This window comes from Periweissella beninensis (assembly GCF_016908275.1).
GTDB lineage: Bacteria > Bacillota > Bacilli > Lactobacillales > Lactobacillaceae > Periweissella > Periweissella beninensis.
In genome coordinates this window covers 1-17,287 of sequence record NZ_JAFBDN010000029.1, presented here as the reverse complement: position 1 = coordinate 17,287, position 17,287 = coordinate 1, and the positions used below count along the sequence as shown (strand labels likewise).

18 protein-coding genes and 3 pseudogenes are annotated in these 17,287 nt (G+C 41.7%); 11 read left to right on the top strand and 10 right to left on the bottom strand.

Annotated elements, in window-relative coordinates; genetic code table 11:
* Positions 1-81 precede the first annotated feature (81 nt).
* Complete coding sequence (locus tag JOC59_RS08185; protein WP_239517077.1) at positions 82-402, top strand: hypothetical protein; 321 nt, start codon at positions 82-84, stop codon at positions 400-402.
* Positions 403-596: 194 nt separating this feature from the next.
* Here the strand turns inward: JOC59_RS08185 and JOC59_RS08180 are convergent, their stop codons facing one another.
* Complete coding sequence (locus JOC59_RS08180) at positions 597-920, bottom strand: ArsR/SmtB family transcription factor (protein WP_205144287.1); 324 nt, start codon at positions 918-920, stop codon at positions 597-599.
* A 78-nt stretch (positions 921-998) separates the two neighbouring features.
* Here JOC59_RS08180 and JOC59_RS08175 point away from each other — a divergent pair, with 78 nt between their 5' ends.
* Positions 999-1,574: a cadmium resistance transporter gene (locus tag JOC59_RS08175; protein ID WP_205144286.1), complete on the top strand. Its 576-nt coding sequence runs from the start codon at positions 999-1,001 to the stop codon at positions 1,572-1,574.
* Positions 1,575-1,674: 100 nt separating this feature from the next.
* Here JOC59_RS08175 and JOC59_RS09365 read toward each other — a convergent pair whose 3' ends face one another.
* The 4 genes and pseudogenes from JOC59_RS09365 to JOC59_RS08155 form a co-directional block, all read right to left on the bottom strand.
* Entirely contained in the window at positions 1,675-1,779 is a 105-nt protein-coding gene (locus JOC59_RS09365) for a putative holin-like toxin (protein WP_260344849.1), read from the bottom strand.
* Between the two features lie 161 nt (positions 1,780-1,940).
* Positions 1,941-2,273 (bottom strand): hypothetical protein, encoded by a 333-nt coding sequence (locus JOC59_RS08165; protein WP_239517076.1) that lies wholly within the window; start codon positions 2,271-2,273, stop codon positions 1,941-1,943.
* Positions 2,266-2,586 (bottom strand): annotated as a pseudogene (locus JOC59_RS08160) (acetyl-CoA carboxylase). The gene JOC59_RS08165 and the pseudogene JOC59_RS08160 overlap by 8 nt, the downstream one beginning before the upstream one ends.
* Positions 2,579-2,692: pseudogene (locus JOC59_RS08155) on the bottom strand (type VI secretion protein ImpB); the annotation flags it as partial. The pseudogenes JOC59_RS08155 and JOC59_RS08160, both read right to left, overlap by 8 nt.
* A gap of 379 nt (positions 2,693-3,071) precedes the next feature.
* On the opposite strand from JOC59_RS08155, the gene nrdI reads away from it, so the two are divergent.
* From nrdI to nrdF, 4 genes are all read left to right on the top strand, one after another.
* Entirely contained in the window at positions 3,072-3,560 is a 489-nt protein-coding gene (gene nrdI / locus JOC59_RS08150) for a class Ib ribonucleoside-diphosphate reductase assembly flavoprotein NrdI (RefSeq protein WP_205144285.1), read from the top strand.
* Positions 3,550-5,718: a class 1b ribonucleoside-diphosphate reductase subunit alpha gene (gene nrdE, locus JOC59_RS08145; protein WP_205144284.1), complete on the top strand. Its 2,169-nt coding sequence runs from the start codon at positions 3,550-3,552 to the stop codon at positions 5,716-5,718. Before nrdI ends, nrdE begins: the two co-directional genes overlap by 11 nt.
* 105 nt (positions 5,719-5,823) lie before the next feature.
* Positions 5,824-6,750: a ribonucleotide-diphosphate reductase subunit beta gene (locus tag JOC59_RS08140; RefSeq protein WP_205144283.1), complete on the top strand. Its 927-nt coding sequence runs from the start codon at positions 5,824-5,826 to the stop codon at positions 6,748-6,750.
* Between the two features lie 14 nt (positions 6,751-6,764).
* Positions 6,765-7,715, top strand: a complete 951-nt coding sequence (gene nrdF / locus JOC59_RS08135) for a class 1b ribonucleoside-diphosphate reductase subunit beta (RefSeq protein ID WP_003646148.1) — start codon at positions 6,765-6,767, stop codon at positions 7,713-7,715.
* 60 nt (positions 7,716-7,775) lie between these two features.
* Here the strand turns inward: nrdF and JOC59_RS09360 are convergent, their stop codons facing one another.
* From JOC59_RS09360 to JOC59_RS08125, 3 genes are all read right to left on the bottom strand, one after another.
* Positions 7,776-8,021 (bottom strand): hypothetical protein, encoded by a 246-nt coding sequence (locus JOC59_RS09360; protein WP_239517075.1) that lies wholly within the window; start codon positions 8,019-8,021, stop codon positions 7,776-7,778.
* Between the two features lie 30 nt (positions 8,022-8,051).
* Entirely contained in the window at positions 8,052-8,393 is a 342-nt protein-coding gene (locus tag JOC59_RS09355) for a TetR/AcrR family transcriptional regulator (RefSeq protein WP_239517074.1), read from the bottom strand.
* 1,037 nt (positions 8,394-9,430) lie between these two features.
* Positions 9,431-10,762, bottom strand: a complete 1,332-nt coding sequence (locus JOC59_RS08125; protein WP_205144282.1) for an FAD-dependent oxidoreductase — start codon at positions 10,760-10,762, stop codon at positions 9,431-9,433.
* Between the two features lie 572 nt (positions 10,763-11,334).
* Between JOC59_RS08125 and JOC59_RS09435 the strand changes: the two genes are divergently transcribed.
* Positions 11,335-11,460 (top strand): hypothetical protein, encoded by a 126-nt coding sequence (locus tag JOC59_RS09435; RefSeq protein ID WP_260344844.1) that lies wholly within the window; start codon positions 11,335-11,337, stop codon positions 11,458-11,460.
* 287 nt (positions 11,461-11,747) lie between these two features.
* Here JOC59_RS09435 and JOC59_RS08120 read toward each other — a convergent pair whose 3' ends face one another.
* The gene (locus JOC59_RS08120) at positions 11,748-11,939 is read right to left on the bottom strand and encodes a hypothetical protein (RefSeq protein ID WP_205144281.1); all 192 of its coding nucleotides are present in this window, start codon (positions 11,937-11,939) and stop codon (positions 11,748-11,750) included.
* A 246-nt stretch (positions 11,940-12,185) separates the two neighbouring features.
* On the opposite strand from JOC59_RS08120, the gene JOC59_RS08115 reads away from it, so the two are divergent.
* The 3 genes from JOC59_RS08115 (at position 12,186) to JOC59_RS08105 (ending at position 16,006) form a co-directional block, all read left to right on the top strand.
* Entirely contained in the window at positions 12,186-13,715 is a 1,530-nt protein-coding gene (locus JOC59_RS08115; RefSeq protein WP_205144280.1) for a multicopper oxidase family protein, read from the top strand.
* A 39-nt stretch (positions 13,716-13,754) separates the two neighbouring features.
* On the top strand, positions 13,755-15,128 hold the full coding sequence (locus JOC59_RS08110; protein WP_205144279.1) for an MFS transporter: 1,374 nt from the start codon (positions 13,755-13,757) through the stop codon (positions 15,126-15,128).
* Between the two features lie 587 nt (positions 15,129-15,715).
* A complete protein-coding gene (locus JOC59_RS08105; RefSeq protein WP_205144278.1) occupies positions 15,716-16,006 on the top strand; it encodes an aldo/keto reductase in 291 nt (96 codons plus the stop codon).
* Positions 16,007-16,056: 50 nt separating this feature from the next.
* On the opposite strand, the gene JOC59_RS08100 is transcribed toward JOC59_RS08105, so the two are convergent.
* On the bottom strand, positions 16,057-16,674 hold the full coding sequence (locus JOC59_RS08100; RefSeq protein ID WP_205144277.1) for a recombinase family protein: 618 nt from the start codon (positions 16,672-16,674) through the stop codon (positions 16,057-16,059).
* A 520-nt stretch (positions 16,675-17,194) separates the two neighbouring features.
* Between JOC59_RS08100 and JOC59_RS08095 the strand changes: the two are divergent.
* Positions 17,195-17,287: pseudogene (locus JOC59_RS08095) on the top strand (IS30 family transposase); the annotation flags it as partial.

The window sequence follows — 17,287 nt, the reverse complement described above, 5'->3', positions numbered from 1 at the left end:
TCACAATCACTAATCGAATTATTAGTACAATGATCCGTTCAACAATCGTCCCAATGTATTACAAAGACTATTTTGTTAATTTTGCACCAGAACCATATAAAAGACTTAGGAAATGGATATTATGCAGATGAATACATTGATCGAGATGACAGTAACCCTCATTCTGCTAATCAATCTATTTTAAAGAACCATGATACAGAGCACCCTACCCTATCTCAACAGTATAAAAATCTACTAAAGCAAGTACAAGACCCTGCTAAAAATAACCAACAGACTGAAAAGCAACTACAACAAGTACGTCAAGATATTAGTAACCAAACTCAATCCGAGCTACAAAAGTTTGCTAAAAATACTCCTACCATTAAACAGCAGAAAATAGAGCATAATGAACCTAGTATATGAGTACGACACTATTCATTATTTTATTAGCATGATATAATATATAAAGAATTAAGACTTGCGTGAACAAGACTTTTCATAAATAACCGTTTAAGACAGTGATAAAGTTTAATCGATTAAAATAACCGCTAGCTTTGCAGAGCTAAGGCGGTTATTTTTTTATTGTGTACTATAATCGTAAAAATTTTTATTTGTTATTACATTTCCCCATGTTTTTTCCCATTCACAACATGTTTAACATGGTTTTTAGTTGATTCTATAACACTTAAAATATGCGGATCGTCTAATTCATACAAATTATTTTTCCCCACTCTTTCAGCAGTAACTAGTTGATGTTGCTTGAGAATAGATAGTTGGTGTGATACTTGTGGTTGTGGAATTTTTAAATATTGAACTATGTCACTAACACTAAGTTGTTTGTTTTCGAGCAGTACTAGGATATTCAACCGTGTCGAGTTTGTTAATAATTTAAATATTCGTTGCATTTCTTCCTGATAACGTAAATCTATATTTTCAATCATATATTGACCTCCATATATGTTAATGTTAACATATGTTTATATCGATATATTAATTATAACACGGAAGAGGAATTACTCATGCAAGATATATCATTAGTAACGATGTTATTCATTGGTGTTAATTTAGATTTTTTTGTCATATTATTATTATTATTGCAAAAATATAGCTATAAAGATAATTTAATTGGTTATGAATTAGGTATGATTATAGTTTTTAGTATTAGTGCCTTCGCTGGACAAATTATTCAAAGTTTTATCCCAGAATGGAGTATTGGTTTGTTAGGACTTATTCCCATTTACATGGGTTTTAAAGGTGAAGATGATGACGAAAATAACAATGACCAACATAAATCAAACAAAGGGGTTATGGCTGTTTTACTAATGTATTTAGTAAGTTGTGGAGCTGATAATATAGCTGTTTATGTCCCAGTTTTAGCTACAATGACTGTAACAAGTATTCTAATAACAGTTCTTTACTTTATTATTCTAACGGCTATTTCTTTAACGTTAGCCTACTCTTTTGGACAAATACCAATTATTAAGAATTTATTTGAACGATTTGGCGAACCGCTGAGTCGCATTATTTATATCCTTATTGGAATTTTTGTCATGTTTGATACTGGTTTATTTCAACAAATAATGAATTTGTTTTAAAAAAGCCTTGCGTGAACAAGACTTCTCATATAGAGCCGTTTAAGACGGTGATAAAGTTTAATCGATTAAAATAACCGCTAGCTTTGCAGAGCTAAGGCGGTTATTTTTTTTGCTGACTTTTAATAAACTCAACAACTAACGCTAGTAAGGTAACTATGAAAGTACCAAACATCAGCATAAGTTGTAAAGCGTTCGATACGGACACTTGGGCTACTCCTTTCCTAGAATGTGAGTTTATAGTTTTTACACCATAAGCACCACCCTCTTTAAGGAAATAGCCACCGCCTTAACTTCTCTACTCAAACCATTATACAGGATAAAGCGTGATTTACCTATTGATGATTAATGCTCTAATATCCTGAACAGCTAGTTTTCTATTTTTAATATAAATATAATTATCCGACATGTTTTCAATGAACCCAGATATATTTTTTTGGTTTCATGATTGAAGTTAGTCTCATCTAATTGCATAGTCACAGTATAATAATTGGCAACTGCATGCATTGCATTATGAAATATTTTATCCGTAGTCATTTGGGGTAACTTTTTTTCATTGTAATTATTATCTTGATCCATTTTTCTCAATGCGGAAGTATGATCGGACAAATGGAACCCCTGCCATTTCATCATGCCCCGGTCGTGATAATCATGTTCAAAGAAATACTTAACCGTACCTAAGTCAAAGTCTTGGTTATTCAAGGGGAACCCGCTTTCGTTGAATTGACTTTTGACTTTTAGGCCAGCATTCACCAGTAAAGCCAACAAATTCGATCGTTAGTTTAATCTTTTGTCGCAAAGCTTTTAGTAGCGTCTCTAAATCAGCTAAATCATAATTAGCTAATTTATGTAAAGGAACGGATTGCAAGCGCTCATTAGCCCGTTGGCTGTTAAAAAATACATTGTAGATCTGATCGTAAGGATCGTTAGCGATCATCAATCAGTAGCGGGTGCGTGACTGGCGCTTAAACAACAAGGTTAACCGTCCCATAATAATTTCTACATCGTTATTCATAGCTATTGCCCCCATTATGACCACCGACGAGTGAAGCGCGTTCAATAGCTGTACCGCCCCTTAATAAACTGGTGGCATAAACTAACTTCGTGAAGCCAAGTGGCTTCAACAGCGCGAACCAAAGTTAGCCAAGTGGCTGATTGATTAACGACGACACGCTTAATTTATCTGGCGTTCAATTCGCAAGCGTCATCTGGCACGCTTTGATGCGTCATTGACCTAACTAAACTCATAAAACTTGATTAAAAAATTGTCAATTTGAAATCTCATTATTTTAAATCGATTTTTTATTGTCTTTTTTGGCCACCACCGTAATTTAATCATCCCCGGTATCAGCCGTTTAATCGTCATTATCAAATAATAATGTTAATTCATATTTTAGCAATTCAATAGATTCATTTTGGGAAAGTCGGTATTCAAACACTATATATTGTGCTACAATAATTTTCGTCACACTATATATAGATAAAGGACGATGATTCGCTATGGAACCTGTAAATATTCTCTACATCAGTTTGAGCGGTAATACCAAATATTTTATTGGCAAACTGACAAAATACTTTGAAGAAGAACGCCACATTCAAGTTAATTCAATTAACGTTAAAGAACACCCCGAATTCACTACTCTTGACCAACCGTTTGTTGCCTTCCTGCCGGCCTTTCTTAAAGGCGGTAACGGAATTAACAACGGCTACACCGAAATCTTGACCACCATTTTGGGGGATTACCTAGAACACGAAGATAATTATCGCCGTTGTTACGGGATTATCGGTAGCGGCAATCGTAATTTTAATAAGCAGTTTGCACTCACGGCTAAACAGTACGCTGAGCGCTTCGGTTTTCCCTACATTACCGATTTTGAACTACGTGGCACAGCACACGATTTTCCTCGCATCGCCGATGCAATCTTAACCTATCGCGATCAATTCAGTTCTCAAACAACAAACAAAGGAGTAGTCCCTAATGGCAACTAGCACTCCAGAAATCGGAAACACCTATTTTTACTTAAATAACCTCGTAAACATCCCCGTCGACGGAGAAATTCCGCTATATTACGATCAAGAAGCTCTCAAGGCCTATTTTGAAGAGACGGTCGAACCAAAGACTAAACAATTTGATTCATTGGATGCCAAATTAAACTACTTAGTCAACGAAGATTACATTGATCCAGATATCCTGAATCAGTATTCCCACGAATTTGTGCGGTCCTTGTTCGACCGAATGAAAGACCATCACTTCCATTTCCGCAGTTTTCTCGGCGCGTACAAGTTTTACACACAGTACGCCATGAAAACCAACGACGGACAACAATTCTTGGAAGGCTTTATCGACCGTGTCGTCTTCAATGCCCTCTACCTTGCAAACGGTGATGAGCAACTTGCTAATGACGTTGCCGATGAATTAATTTCACAGCGTTATCAGCCCGCCACCCCCACTTTCCTCAACGCGGGGAAAAAGCGCCGCGGAGAAATGGTGTCGTGTTTCCTAATTGATATGGCCGACTCAATGCTCTCCATTGGCCGTGGCGTTAATTCCTCCCTTCAACTATCACGGATTGGCGGTGGCGTCGGTGTTAACCTGTCAAATCTCCGTGCCTCAGGCGATTCTATCAAAAAAATTGCCAACGCCTCGTCCGGGGTTGTACCAGTGATGAAGTTACTTGAGGACTCATTTAGTTACAGTAACCAGCTTGGTCAACGTAACGGTGCTGGGGTTGTCTATCTCAACGTTTTCCATCCCGATATTTTACATTTTCTGGATACCAAAAAAGAAAACGCGGATGAAAAAATTCGGGTAAAGACCCTGTCCCTCGGGCTGATCATTCCCGATAAATACTATGAATTGCTCAAGACTAACGAACCGATGTATCTTTTTAGTCCCTATGACGTTGAACGCGAATACCACACGCCATTTGCCTACATTGATATCACGAAGGAATATGACAACATGGTTGCCAACCCGAACATCAAAAAATCGGTCTTTAACGCCCGTAAGCTAGAACAAAAGATTTCTCAACTCCAACAAGAATCTGGGTATCCTTACATCTTGAACATTGATACGGCGAACCGCACGAACCCCGTCGATGGCAAAATTATTATGAGTAATCTCTGTAGTGAAATTCTCCAGCCCCAGGAACCCTCAGAACTTGATGATGATCTATCGTATAAGACCATTGGTACCGATATTTCATGTAACCTCGGATCAACTAATATTATGAATATGATTGATTCGCCAGACTTTGGTCGCTCGGTTGCGGTCGCCGTTCGCGCGCTCACCCTCGTGACCGATACAACCAACGTAAAGGAAGTCCCAACCGTTAAACATGGTAACGAACTTTACCATACGATCGGATTGGGTGCCATGGGTCTGCATACCGCCCTTGCACGCCACCAAATTGAATATGGTTCACCTGAAGCCCTTGAATTTACGGATGCTTACTTCCTAGCCTTAAACTACTATTCACTCGTCACGAGTAACCAAATTGCACGCGAACGTCACGAAACCTTCGCTAAATTTGAGCAATCAAAATACGCCGACGGTAGTTACTTTGATCAATACCTGAACGCCGACTTTGAATTTAAGAGCACTAAAGTTGCAGAAGTTTTCAAAAACATTAAATTACCATCTGTTGCCGACTGGGAGGACCTCAAACAGGCCGTCATGGCGGATGGTCTTTACCATCGTAACCGACTTGCCGTGGCACCGAATGGTTCCATTTCGTACGTCAATGAAACAAGTGCGTCACTTCACCCAATCACACAATTAGTAGAACAACGGCAGGAAAATAAAGTGGGATCAATCTTCTACCCGGCACCCTACCTGTCTAACGAAACTTTGCCCTACTACACGCCCGCATATGATATCGACCAACGCAAAATTATCGATACCTATGCCGTAGCGCAAAAACACATTGATCAAGGCATGAGTCTGACACTGTTCATGCGTTCAGTTTTGAAACCCGACCTTTACGAGTGGAAGGACAATGACAACTTGAAGATGACGACCCGGGACCTTAACCGGTTACGGAATTACGCCTGGACCAAGGGCATCAAGTCACTTTATTACATCCGAACATTCACAGAAGACGACGAAATCAAAACCGCGAATGAATGCGAGTCATGCATGATCTAGGGAATGTATTCAGGGTTAGCGCCCGTTTAACCCACCGACAACACGTTATTGGATCACGGTGCCCGTACACCTGTGAATCCTAACTAAGGAGATGAACAAATAACGATGGACTATTTATACTACAAAGCAATTAACTGGGATGACATTAAAGATAATTTCGATAAATACACGTGGGAACAACTCACCACTAACTTTTGGTTGGACATTCGGATTCCCGTCACGAATGATCAACCAGCTTGGCAACAGCTAGCAGACACTCAACAACAGGCCATTACCCGCATGTTGGCAGGTGCATCGATGTTAGCCGTCTACCAATCAGAGATCGGCACTCCTGCCATTCGCCATGATCGGCGAACCCAACAAGAAGAATCCGTATTAAATACCATTACCTTCATGAAATCAGTCCATGCTAAGAGTTACACGACCATTTTCCGGGCCCTGATTCCAGGCAATGGTGGCGCAAATTTCACTTGGGCAGACAATAATACCAATCTGCAAGCTGAAATAGACCAACTCGCTCAAACGAGCACTAATGGCACGGCTTTACAAAAAAAAGCCCTTTTCATTTTGACCGAAACTGGCCTTTCATTTGGTAAATATTGGACAACCCTTCAAACCCATTCTCTCGTCAATACCTACCAAATGTTGGCCAATATTCTTCGTGGAAGTGCCATCTTTAGTGCCTATGTCGGCTACAAATTTCACCTTGGGTTTGAAGACCTCACGTCAAGTGACCAAGCCGAACTGCAGCATTGGATTAACACCCAGTTTGATCAACTCATGCAAACCGAAAAAGATTTCCTAGAAGCTAACCTTGAAGATGCCACCGAAGCCATCAATTTGGCCTACTATGGTGCCAATCATACACTAACATCACTTGGTTTCGATGCTAGCTACGAGGTTCAGCCATCTCCACTAGTGGCGCAGCTCAGGAAATTGATGATCGACCAAGATCAATTCTTGCAACAGGTGACGGCAGCAAATAACGAATCGGACACTGAAGAAATGACCGACGACGACTACGATTTCTAAGGAGCATTCAACTAATGAGCTATAAAACAATTAACTGGGACATCATCGAAGACGAATTTGACGAATATGTATGGGATAAAGCAACGGCACAATACTGGTTAGATACACGGGTGCCCGTTTCTAATGATTTACGCGACTGGCGGACACTTTCTGACACCGAAAAGTCAGTTATCAACCGAGTTGTCGGGGGATTAGCCTTGTTGGACACACTACAATCCGAAGAAGGCGTCGACGTCATGCGGCCCGACGTTCGGACACGGAAGGAAGCGGCAGTCATCAATGACTTTTTGATGATGGAATCAATTCATGCCAAAAGTTACGGCACTATTTTGACCTCTTTGAACGATCAAGCCACTGTTGACGAAGTCTTCAATTGGATGAACAATAATCCCCGAATGCAGTACAAAGCCAAACGGATCAATGACATTTACCAAACAGGAAACAACCTTGAAAAGAAGGTCGCAAGTGTCTTTCTCGAAGGAATTTTGTACTACACCAACTTCTTTACCCCACTTTGGTACCGCGGTAACAATAAGCTCTCCAACCTTTCCGAGGTCATCAAGCTGGTGATCCGTGACGAATCCGTCCATGGCACCTACCTCGGCTACAAGTTCCAACTAGGCTATAACGAGCTGCCAGAAGCTGAACAAAAAACATTCAAAAAATGGATGGATGATTTACTCGATGATCTCCTCGAAAACGAATTTGCATTCACTGAAGAAGTTTACGCGCCAATTGGTTTAGCCGAAGACGTGAAACAATTTGTTCACTACAACGCCAACAAAGCCCTTCAAAACATGGGCTTTGAATCCCGCTTCCCCCATGCCGAAATTGAAGATATCAACCCGATTGTGATGAACGGCATTTCAACCGAAACGGCGAACCACGATTTCTTCTCCCAAGTTGGTGCTGGCTATCTAATGGGTAATGCCGAAGCCATGGATAACAGCGACTACGATTTCTAATTCTTATCCGCTTTCTAATCAAAACGTCCCTCCCCGAATCAAATCGAGGAAGGACGTTTTTTAATTTGTAGTTGTTTGAATCGGTGCTAACAAAAAGTGAATCTGTTGGCGAACCCGTTCCCGCACATCGGCACTCAATAGCCACTGATTTTTAATTAACAATTCATCATACAGTACCTTCTGAAAAATCGACATCACAATCATCGCAAGGTTATCGGCAGCTTGGCTATCATTAAGCGCCAGTTTCTCGATATTTTGAAAGGCTTGAGATAATCGCGCCTGAATTTGTTGAATCGCGTCAATCAACCAGTGAGATTGCTCATCAGACAACAGCATTCATTCACGAATTGTAATAATGAACGATTGATAGCTGATTTCACTTTGGAATGCTTGCCATAGCTGATCGAATAATGTCATCATTTGAGTTTCGATACCAGTGACAGTGGTCGAATTTGTTAGTGATACCGTTAGTAAACTAACCCGACTTTCAATTCCCTGCTGAACAATTGTATCCAAAATTTCCTGTTTACCATGTGGAAAGTGGTAGTAAAGTGCGCCCTCCGAAGTCCCTGCCGCTTTATTAATCATTCGTGTCGTCGTTGCCTCAAAACCGTGACTAGCAAACAGTTTGCGAGCCACATCAATAATTTTATCCTTTGGTTGGTCGTTTTTAATCATTTAATCTCCATCTTCGTAAAAAGTCGGGCACTCAGGCCCGACTTAAACTACATAATACCGACAGTTTGTAAAATAAGGTACCCGTTTAAGATTACCAAAACAATTGCTGAACCCCAAGCACAGTACTTAATCCAGCCCCTAACGAAAACGAACAAGAAACAAACAGTTATAACCATTGGGGGGAAGATGACTATAAAGAGTTCTTGACACATGTAAGCAATGACTTAATGGAAAAGGTCCAGGAAAAATAAGATGCTCTTAATTGATAATATTAGCTGATCAACTCAATATTGACCTAGACTTTTTTTATTTCGTGATGTAACGAGACTTGTAGATGTCCACTAGGAGTCTCCAAATTAGACCCTGTAACAGAGAATAATAGGAGAGTGACAGCGACGCAACTTAACATTAATTGCACAAACAATGGCACTTATGGTAGCAAGTTTCAGCTTACTAGATAAGGGCTGAGAGTTCTTAGCCTTTACAATTGGTTTCGGTGTATTAGTAATTAAAGCCCCAACATTCTTACAAGATTTCTGGCAGTCAACAGGGTTAGGGAAATCAACTCAATGTGCGTTAAGTACCCATAATTGGTTGGCGCCATTTCAATTTGATCGATCTCTACTGGGCTTAATTGAACATCTTTCAAAATTTGGTCACGGTGCCTATCTTCGACCGCACTTTGGTCCAGGTTGAGTAATAAATCCCCCTGAAAGGCTGATTTTCCTATCACCATCAGTCCCAGATTTCACCAACCAGGAAATTGCTGGTTACTATACCAGCGAAGTCCTACGTAATTATGAACAAGTAGCTAAAGAAACAGCTACTAAATACCAGGAATAATTCTTGGATTTAACTGCTAAAATGGAAAAGCTAGAGGATTTTTCATCCTACACTGTTTATGATGGCCAGCACTATAGCGAGCAAGGGATTAAATGGCTGGCCAACCAGCTGGTAAAGGCAATCTAATAGGAAAGAAAATAGGTGACAAAAAACTGACTTACTCAAGTTATGAGATAAGTCAGTTTTTTTAGTTTTTAGAATTTGAATAAGTCATTAAGAGCTTCAGTCATAGTTGGGTGAGCATAAATTTGGTCACGCAAGTCTTCAGCCTTTAAATGGTGCTGCATTGCTAAAGTAATGACATTGATAGTTTCGTAAGCTTCTTCAGCGTAAATAGTAGCACCTAAGATTTCGTGGGTTTCTGGGTCAATCAAAGCCTTATATGAGCCTCTTGGGTTGCCGATAACTTGGGCCTTTGGCACACCAGCTGCAGGCATTGTTAAGACCTTGTAAGCTTTACCTTGGGCCTTTAACTCGCTTTCAGTTAGTCCAGCTGAAGAAATTGCTGGCTTAATGAAGATTGAGTTAGCAAAAACTGGACGATTCTTCTTAGTTCTAGTTTTGTCACCAAAGAGTTGATTGTCCATAATCCGCCAGTCATCAAGCGAAATGTAGGTAAATTGCAAGCTACCGGCAACATCACCCATAGCGTAGATATTAGGAACACTGGTTTCAAGCTTGTCGTTAACGACAATTTCGCCTCTCTGGCCAACTTCAAGACTGGTTTTTTCTAGGTGAAGGGCAGCAGTGGCTGGGTGGCGGCCAACTGACACAAGCATCACATCTGCTAGCAAGTCCTTAACACCATCTTCGGTTTCAACAGTTAAGTTAAGACCAGCTTCAGTTTCTTCGACCTTGGTCAAAGAAGACTTAAGCATGAAGGTAACGCCATCTGCTTCCATATCAGCCTTAGCTGCCTGAGCAATTTCTGGTTCAAACCGGCCCAAGATACTTGGCATTGGTTCAATTACAGTTACTTTACTGCCAAAGCCAGCGTACATTGAAGCAAATTCAAGCCCGATTGGTCCACCACCTAAAATCACCAGATTCTTAGCAAGTTCTTTTTTAGCAAGCATTTCAGTTGAAGTAAATATCTTATCGTCAATCTTTAGGCCATCAATATTTGGTACATTACTTTCGGCACCAGTATTAATGAAAAGACGGTCGAATGTTAATTCTTCTGTACCTGATTCATCAGTTACCTTGATTATCTTATCATCAATAAATTCAGCACTTGCATCAAGCACAGTTGCCAAGTTTTGATCTGCTACCTTGTGGTAGTTCTTGTTTCGTAGTTTTGCTGTCATAGCTTCCTTAGTTTCGAAAGCTTGTTCATACTTAACTCCTCTTTGAGAGTTAATTACCAAGTTCTTAGTTGGTAAACATGCGATGTTGATACATGTTCCGCCGTACATCATTGGATCTTTTTCAATCAAAAGCACTTCTTCGCCATGACTTGTCAGGCTCCCTGCCAAAGTCTTACCAGCTTTACCAAAACCAATAATAATATTCTTAAAATGTCTCATACTTAGACTCCTAATCCAAATTCTCGATACTTATTTTTTGTCAGTAACATATTTCTTTTACAAAATAGCACGATAGATGTCAGCTGTCTACAATTTTGCTTATAAAAAGTAACTTCCTGTTTTTAATTCAAGACAAACCGTGGGTTTTACCCACAAGCTGAACCGGCTTGACCGCAATAATGAGAGGAGTTTCCCCCTCTCAAACTCACTCGCCCACTCGCCGTGTGGCAGGAAAGCAAAGTTGGTGTAACTAACTTAGGCTTTCAGCCGTCTCAGTGTGTCGTTTCATTCCGTCAAGAACGGGTAGTATTTTTTTGAAGCCCACAAAAAAATCTCCACACCTAGCACTTGACTACATTCTCACTCCAAGTTCAAAAGACATAACTTAACGGTTAAGCATTTCTATATAGGGACATATAAATACTTTGTTTCTCAATTTTGGCTAGGCATGTTAGAACCGGCGCGGCGAAATTGAACGCTGATTCTCGTTTGTAAAGGGGAATCTCGGACTGGATCTTGTCAAAGAGAAGATTGCCGAGACGATTGCGGTCGCCGTAGACACTGGTGTGGTCATGGCAAACCTAGAGAATTTACTCGCAGTCTTAGGTGGCCCAATTTCAGTGACCGCCAAAAAGAATAAGACTGCGGTGAAGATTGATTATCAAGTTATCGTCGATTCAGTTGAAAATGAGGGCTAATTCACCAGCCACTAATTATTGTGTATTTTTATTGTGATTGATTTGCTACTTAGGTTCCTGGTTTTCTGAATCAATCAATTCCTAAATCAACTTCACTATGGGTAAGCGATTGGAGGCCCGATTATTGCGCTTACTTGTGGGTTAGGTACTTGGTGGTATTTAAAAAATTAAAAAGCAAACAACTCAACACATTGCACTATGCCCTGTCAACTTGACAGGGCATAGTGCAGGGACAGGTCTTTTTTAAGTTTTCTGGGTGCTAATTTTAATTATGCAGTCTAGATAAACTAGTGCTGGTTGGTGTGCTGCTGACTTGACCGGGGCCGATAAGCGGTAACTAACCCTGTCACAGCGTCCAAAGTCATAATCAGACCCATTAACCACATTGCTGCCATATTGTGCATAGTACCAATTAGAATCAGCAGCACCACATTTAACGCCAGCATGAGCCAGCCCATTGTTTTCGACATTTGTTTCATGAAAATCCTCCTCAAGTGTATGGATAAGACCTATACCATTTTTCGCTACTACTTTAGATTAATTCTAAATTTTTTTTATTGCAACCCTAAAAAGTGTTAGAATTTAATTCAGAGCGTTATCAGCCGCTGTTAGAAACCATAGCATAAACGGGAACAAGTGCGGTGGAGCGCACTTTGGCCATTGCGATTATGGTTCTTATGTACAGGTTTGTGCGGCTGATAACACATTTGAAGGGAGAAATCACAATGAAAACCTATACGGACTATTTCTTTGATGAACCAGCGTTTGATCTCCACGATGGTGGGTACGTGCCACTTGAGGTCAGTGATGCGCCTGAAAAGCACTTAAATGTGCCGCCGTTGTTGAAACCAGATAAAGAGACAGCGACCGACGTTTATTACACGGTGACAACAGAGGCTGGGGAAACACAACTGTTGCCAGGGGCGAAGACCAAGACGTGGGGCTATAATGCCAGTCTGTTAGGTCAGACGATTGTGTATCGCCGTGGTCAACATACACATGTGACACTGAAAAACACCCTGCCTGAGTTGACCACTTTTCATTGGCATGGGGCTAATGTCAGTGGCCCTTATGTTGATGGCGGATGCCATGCGCCGGTTTATCCGGGTGAAAGTAAGCATATCGACTTCACATTGGATCAACCGGCGACGACTTTGTGGCTGCACGCGCATCCGTGCCCATCCACAGCCGAGCAGGTTTGGCATGGTTTGGCTGCCATGGTGATTGTCAAAGACGACCATGAAGACAGCCTGCCATTGCCAAGGAATTATGGCGTTGACGATATTCCGGTCATTTTGCAAGACCGGCGTTTTCACGAGAACAACCAGTGGGACTACCGGGCTGATTATGATCCTGACGGTGTTGCTGGGCCAACCGCAATGATTAACGGTACAATCAATCCCTATTTTGATGTCACCACGCAAAAGGTCCGGTTGCGTTTTCTGGATGGTGCTAATCGCCGTGAATGGCGGTTGCATTTTTCCGATGACCTGCCATTTACGCAAATTGGCGGGGATGGCTCGCTGTTACCGGAGCCGGTCAAATTTACCCATTTGATGCTGACTTGTGCTGAGCGTGCCGAAGTGATTGTTGATTTTGGCCAATACCATGAAGGCGACGAGGTCACCTTATATACGGATGATGTGCCATTGCTAAAGTTCCGCATTCATGCGTTCAAACCGGATCAGACAACTTTGCCTGATAAGTTGTTCGACGTGAAGGCACCTGTGGTTGATACGGCTTTGCCAGTTCGCCATGTTGTGATGCAGGGGATGGACGAAGGTGTTGCGATTGACGGTAAAAAGTTCGCCATGCAGCGGATTGATGCCACGCAGCCAATTGGCAAAGCCCAGTACTGGGATGTTACCAATAGCAATGATGCGCCTGGAATGGTTCATCCATTCCATGTGCATGGAACCCAATTCTTAGTCTTGTCTCGGAATGGGCATGCGCCGTATCCAAATGAACATGGTTTCAAAGACACCGTTGGCGTGAATCCTGGGGAAACAGTTCGGCTGCTGGTTCGCTTTGATCTGCCAGGGGTTTATATGTATCACTGTCATATCATTGAGCACGAAGATGGCGGCATGATGGCACAGATTGAAACTTTCGATCCAGCCAAGCCAAAGCAAGAATATAAATTGATGGATATGGATAAGTTAATGATGGCCTTGGCTAAAGAACGTGGCGTCAAACCATCTGAGATTTGGATGGGCGGTATGCAGTCTTATGAAAAAATGGGAATGAAAATGTAAACGTCCCACAATACTAATATAGAAAAGGAGTATTTTAATATGCACTCTCCAACGATCAAACATCGCGGGGCTTTTGTCGCCACGTTACTGACAGGTACCTTTTCCATGTCAATTTCGCAGTCTTCTTTAAGCACCGCTTATCCTGCTTTTATGAAAGCTTTTGGTTTAGGAGCGGATACAGTTGCTTGGCTGACAACCGGCTTTATGTTGGTGATGACCTTGATGATTCCGGTTAGTCCATGGTTGTTGCATAATGTTCCTTTCCAACGGCTTTTCCAAGCGATTGAACTCATTTTTGCCATTGGCACAGGCTTATGTATCTGGGCACCGAGTTTTATCGTGCTCATGATTGGCCGGTTGCTTGAAGCAATTGCGATCGGGATTATTTTCCCGAGTTTTCAGACCGTGTTGCTGACGATTACGCCGCATAGTGAGCGTGGTCGGGTGATGGGCACGGCGGGATTGGTCATGGGCTCAGCCTTGGCAGTCGGTCCGATTATTTCCGGTGTTTTGCTGACATGGTTCCCTTGGCAGGCTTTATTCTTGTTCTTCTTGGTCATTTCGCTGCTTGTGCTGGCCGTTTCAACGGTGACCATTGCCTCTGTCATGCCATTGCAACCGACGCAACTGGACTGGGTGTCCTTCCTTTTATCCGCAAGTTTTCCAATTCTACTTTACGCCTTGGGTACTTTGTCGAAAAAAGGTTTAACTGTTGGCGTGGTTTGTTTGTTGATTTTAGGCATTCTGGCAGCTGGTATTTTCGTTGCTCGGCAATTGAACCGCCAACCACCAATGTTGCAAATGCGAGTTTTTGCCACTGGTATGTTTACTAAAGCGGTGTTTATGACTGGAATTTCATACGTCGGTTTGATTGTCACCACCATTCTGATGCCGCTTTACTTTCAAACGCTACTTGGTTTGTCACCGTTGATTTCTGGCTTGTCCTTAGTGCCAGCTGCGGTGTTGCTGAGTATTTTGAATCCAATTAGCGGGCGCCTACTGGATCGCATTGGACCGCGTGTCGTAGCCATGATTGGCATGTTGTTGATTACTGGCGGCTTTGGTCTATTAGCAGTCTTTGCCCATCATTTACCACTGATTGGGGCAATTATGTTGGCGATGGCGACTGAAGCCGGCAATGCCTTTGTGATGATGCCTTCAGTGACGGCTGGCGCTAATGCTTTGCCGAATGAGCTTGTGGCAGACGGCACTGCGGTTACAACGACGGCTCGTCAGTTATTCGGTTCTGCCGGTGTCATGTTCGCCACAGTGTTGTTGGATGGCATGCAAACCACGCTGCGAAGTCATGCTGGCGGTTTTGCTGTTACCTTCGCTGTGTTTGCTGGTGTGGGCCTGATTGGCTTGCTGTTGGCGTTGACGTTACCAAAGAAAGTCGCGAAGAAAGTGGCGTAGTAGTAAATTCGTGCTTCGCATCTACCAAAATGACCGCCTACCAAAAAGTAGACGGTCTTTTTTGAGCTCTACGTCAATTGGTATTGAAGAATAAATTTATCATTTGAGGCGGTTCTTCATTTGGGGAGCCGTCTTTGTCATGTCGTGATTTAGTAGATTTCTGGTGTTGAGAAATAATCAACACTGAACGTGTAGGTCCTTTTTAGATAACTCAAAAAGACACCTACTGGGTGTCCATGCTATGCTTGTTAGCGTCGAAACCCAAAGCAAGCGAGGTTATGAGTAAATGTCTCAATACGATCCTACACTGTCCGTCCTCGGAATACCAGACCACCAGCATTCACGGTTGAAATCAATGTACTGATCATCAACAAGTACCTCCTCGAATTCGTATTGGAGATTGAGAATACCAGATTCTGATAGAGGATTGCAAGAGCTTTCTTTAGTAATTTGGGTTACTTCAATCAAGCAATTTCCTTGTCCAAACATTCATACGTTTAAGTTATACATATGTGTTTGATATAGGCATTAGACGTATTACATAAAATGCAATACTCTAATCTTGTAAAGAAACGGAGACTACTAACATGAAACAAATCCAACTCAACAACGGTGTATCAATTCCGCAACTTGGCTATGGTGTTTTCCAAATCGACGACTTGGCACAATGCGAACAAGGCGTACGCAACGCCTTACAAACTGGCTATCGTCTAATCGGCACGACAGCTTGCTATGGCAATGAGGCTGCAGTCGGGCGCGCGATTGCTAAAAGTGGCGTACCGCGTGAAGATATTTTCATCTCTAGCAAGGTTTGGATTCAAGATACCGGATATAAGAAGACAATGGCATCGTTCCAAAAGACGCTAGATAACTTGTAATCTACCATTCTAAATAACGAACGTGTGCTCAGATGACGCTTATTTAACAGCTATACCAACCGATTTTTAATATTAATTACTGTCTGCACCGATACACCGGTTTCAGCTGCAATTGCACGATAGCTAATTGGAGCACCGGTTGCTTTGTTTCTTAATTGATCAACGATACGGCGGTAGATAAAACGTTTTTGTGGGTTAGGTGCGTCTGCGGCGTAAGCGGGCCGCGTCCCCCGATATTTCCCATTGGCTTTGGCGATTTCAATTCCTTGACGCTGGCGCTCACGAATTTTCTTCCGTTCCGTTTGGGCCATATAAGCTAGCAGTTTGGTTAACAGGTCAAACATAAATTTATCCATATCTGAATCGCCAGTGCGCATAGACAGAAATGGTGCATCTAAGACTTCCATCTTAACTTGTTTGTCCTTGATCTGCTTGATGATATCACTGGCATCATCATAGTTACGACTCAAACGATCCAAGGACGCAATGACCAGCGTATCGCCCTGTCGGATATACGCAATGGCCGCCTGCAATTCTGGTCGATTCTCAGTTGATTTTCCCGATTGCTTTTCTTCGAATATTTTTTCACACTCAGCTTTTTTAAGTACTTTGATTTGACGCGCTAAATTCTGATCAGTTGAACTAACTCGGGCATACCCAATTTTCATCACGACTTCTCCTCTCGGAATTTGACTCTACATTATCGGTAACAGATTAGACACTCAAATTAGACATCTTAACAGATTCAAGAATCGCTTACCGTGCCCGATAGAATCTCAGTCTTTTCCTATATTCTTAGTATAACGTTTATTGTCCATTTAGGGTACACTTAAATTAGATATTTTTGCTTCATTTAATTGACTAATTAACAATGCTATTGAACCTGATCTGATATAACAAACAATAAAGAAGCAAGCTTAAAACAAGCTAGCAGTCATTTACCGTACTAGAGTGCAATAATTCGGTTAATGATTGGCACGCCGAAAAGCCAAAGAGATCCGAATCTCTTTGGCTTTTCGGCGTTATAGTCGTTAATTGGACTATTAGAAAACCAGTACATAAATGATTATCAAAAAAGGTTAAGAAGCGGTAGATTGTAAAATTAATCCGAACGCTGTTCGGACAAAAAAGATCAGCTTCCTTTAAAATGGTGTTTACCACAAACCCATTTTAAAGGAAGCTGATCTTTTGTCTAGTATAACCTATTCTGAACGAATTAAAATTGAAACCTTTTGTGAGCTAGGACTGACCAATATCCAAATGGCTGAGCGGTTAAAACGA

Bases quoted from the DNA above. Each gene is read 5' to 3' on its own strand.
- JOC59_RS08140 (WP_205144283.1), top strand. From the start codon at position 5,824: ATGGACTATTTATACTACAAAGCAATTAACTGGGATGACATTAAAGAT.
- JOC59_RS08180 (WP_205144287.1), bottom strand. From the start codon at position 920: ATGATTGAAAATATAGATTTACGTTATCAGGAAGAAATGCAACGAATA.
- JOC59_RS08105 (WP_205144278.1), top strand. From the start codon at position 15,716: ATGAAACAAATCCAACTCAACAACGGTGTATCAATTCCGCAACTTGGC.
- JOC59_RS08110 (WP_205144279.1), top strand. From the start codon at position 13,755: ATGCACTCTCCAACGATCAAACATCGCGGGGCTTTTGTCGCCACGTTA.
- JOC59_RS08115 (WP_205144280.1), top strand. From the start codon at position 12,186: ATGAAAACCTATACGGACTATTTCTTTGATGAACCAGCGTTTGATCTC.
- nrdI (WP_205144285.1), top strand. From the start codon at position 3,072: ATGGAACCTGTAAATATTCTCTACATCAGTTTGAGCGGTAATACCAAA.
- JOC59_RS08100 (WP_205144277.1), bottom strand. From the start codon at position 16,674: ATGAAAATTGGGTATGCCCGAGTTAGTTCAACTGATCAGAATTTAGCG.
- nrdE (WP_205144284.1), top strand. From the start codon at position 3,550: ATGGCAACTAGCACTCCAGAAATCGGAAACACCTATTTTTACTTAAAT.
- JOC59_RS08120 (WP_205144281.1), bottom strand. From the start codon at position 11,939: ATGAAACAAATGTCGAAAACAATGGGCTGGCTCATGCTGGCGTTAAAT.
- JOC59_RS08175 (WP_205144286.1), top strand. From the start codon at position 999: ATGCAAGATATATCATTAGTAACGATGTTATTCATTGGTGTTAATTTA.
- nrdF (WP_003646148.1), top strand. From the start codon at position 6,765: ATGAGCTATAAAACAATTAACTGGGACATCATCGAAGACGAATTTGAC.
- JOC59_RS08125 (WP_205144282.1), bottom strand. From the start codon at position 10,762: ATGAGACATTTTAAGAATATTATTATTGGTTTTGGTAAAGCTGGTAAG.
- JOC59_RS09355 (WP_239517074.1), bottom strand. From the start codon at position 8,393: ATGATTAAAAACGACCAACCAAAGGATAAAATTATTGATGTGGCTCGC.
- JOC59_RS09435 (WP_260344844.1), top strand. From the start codon at position 11,335: ATGGCAAACCTAGAGAATTTACTCGCAGTCTTAGGTGGCCCAATTTCA.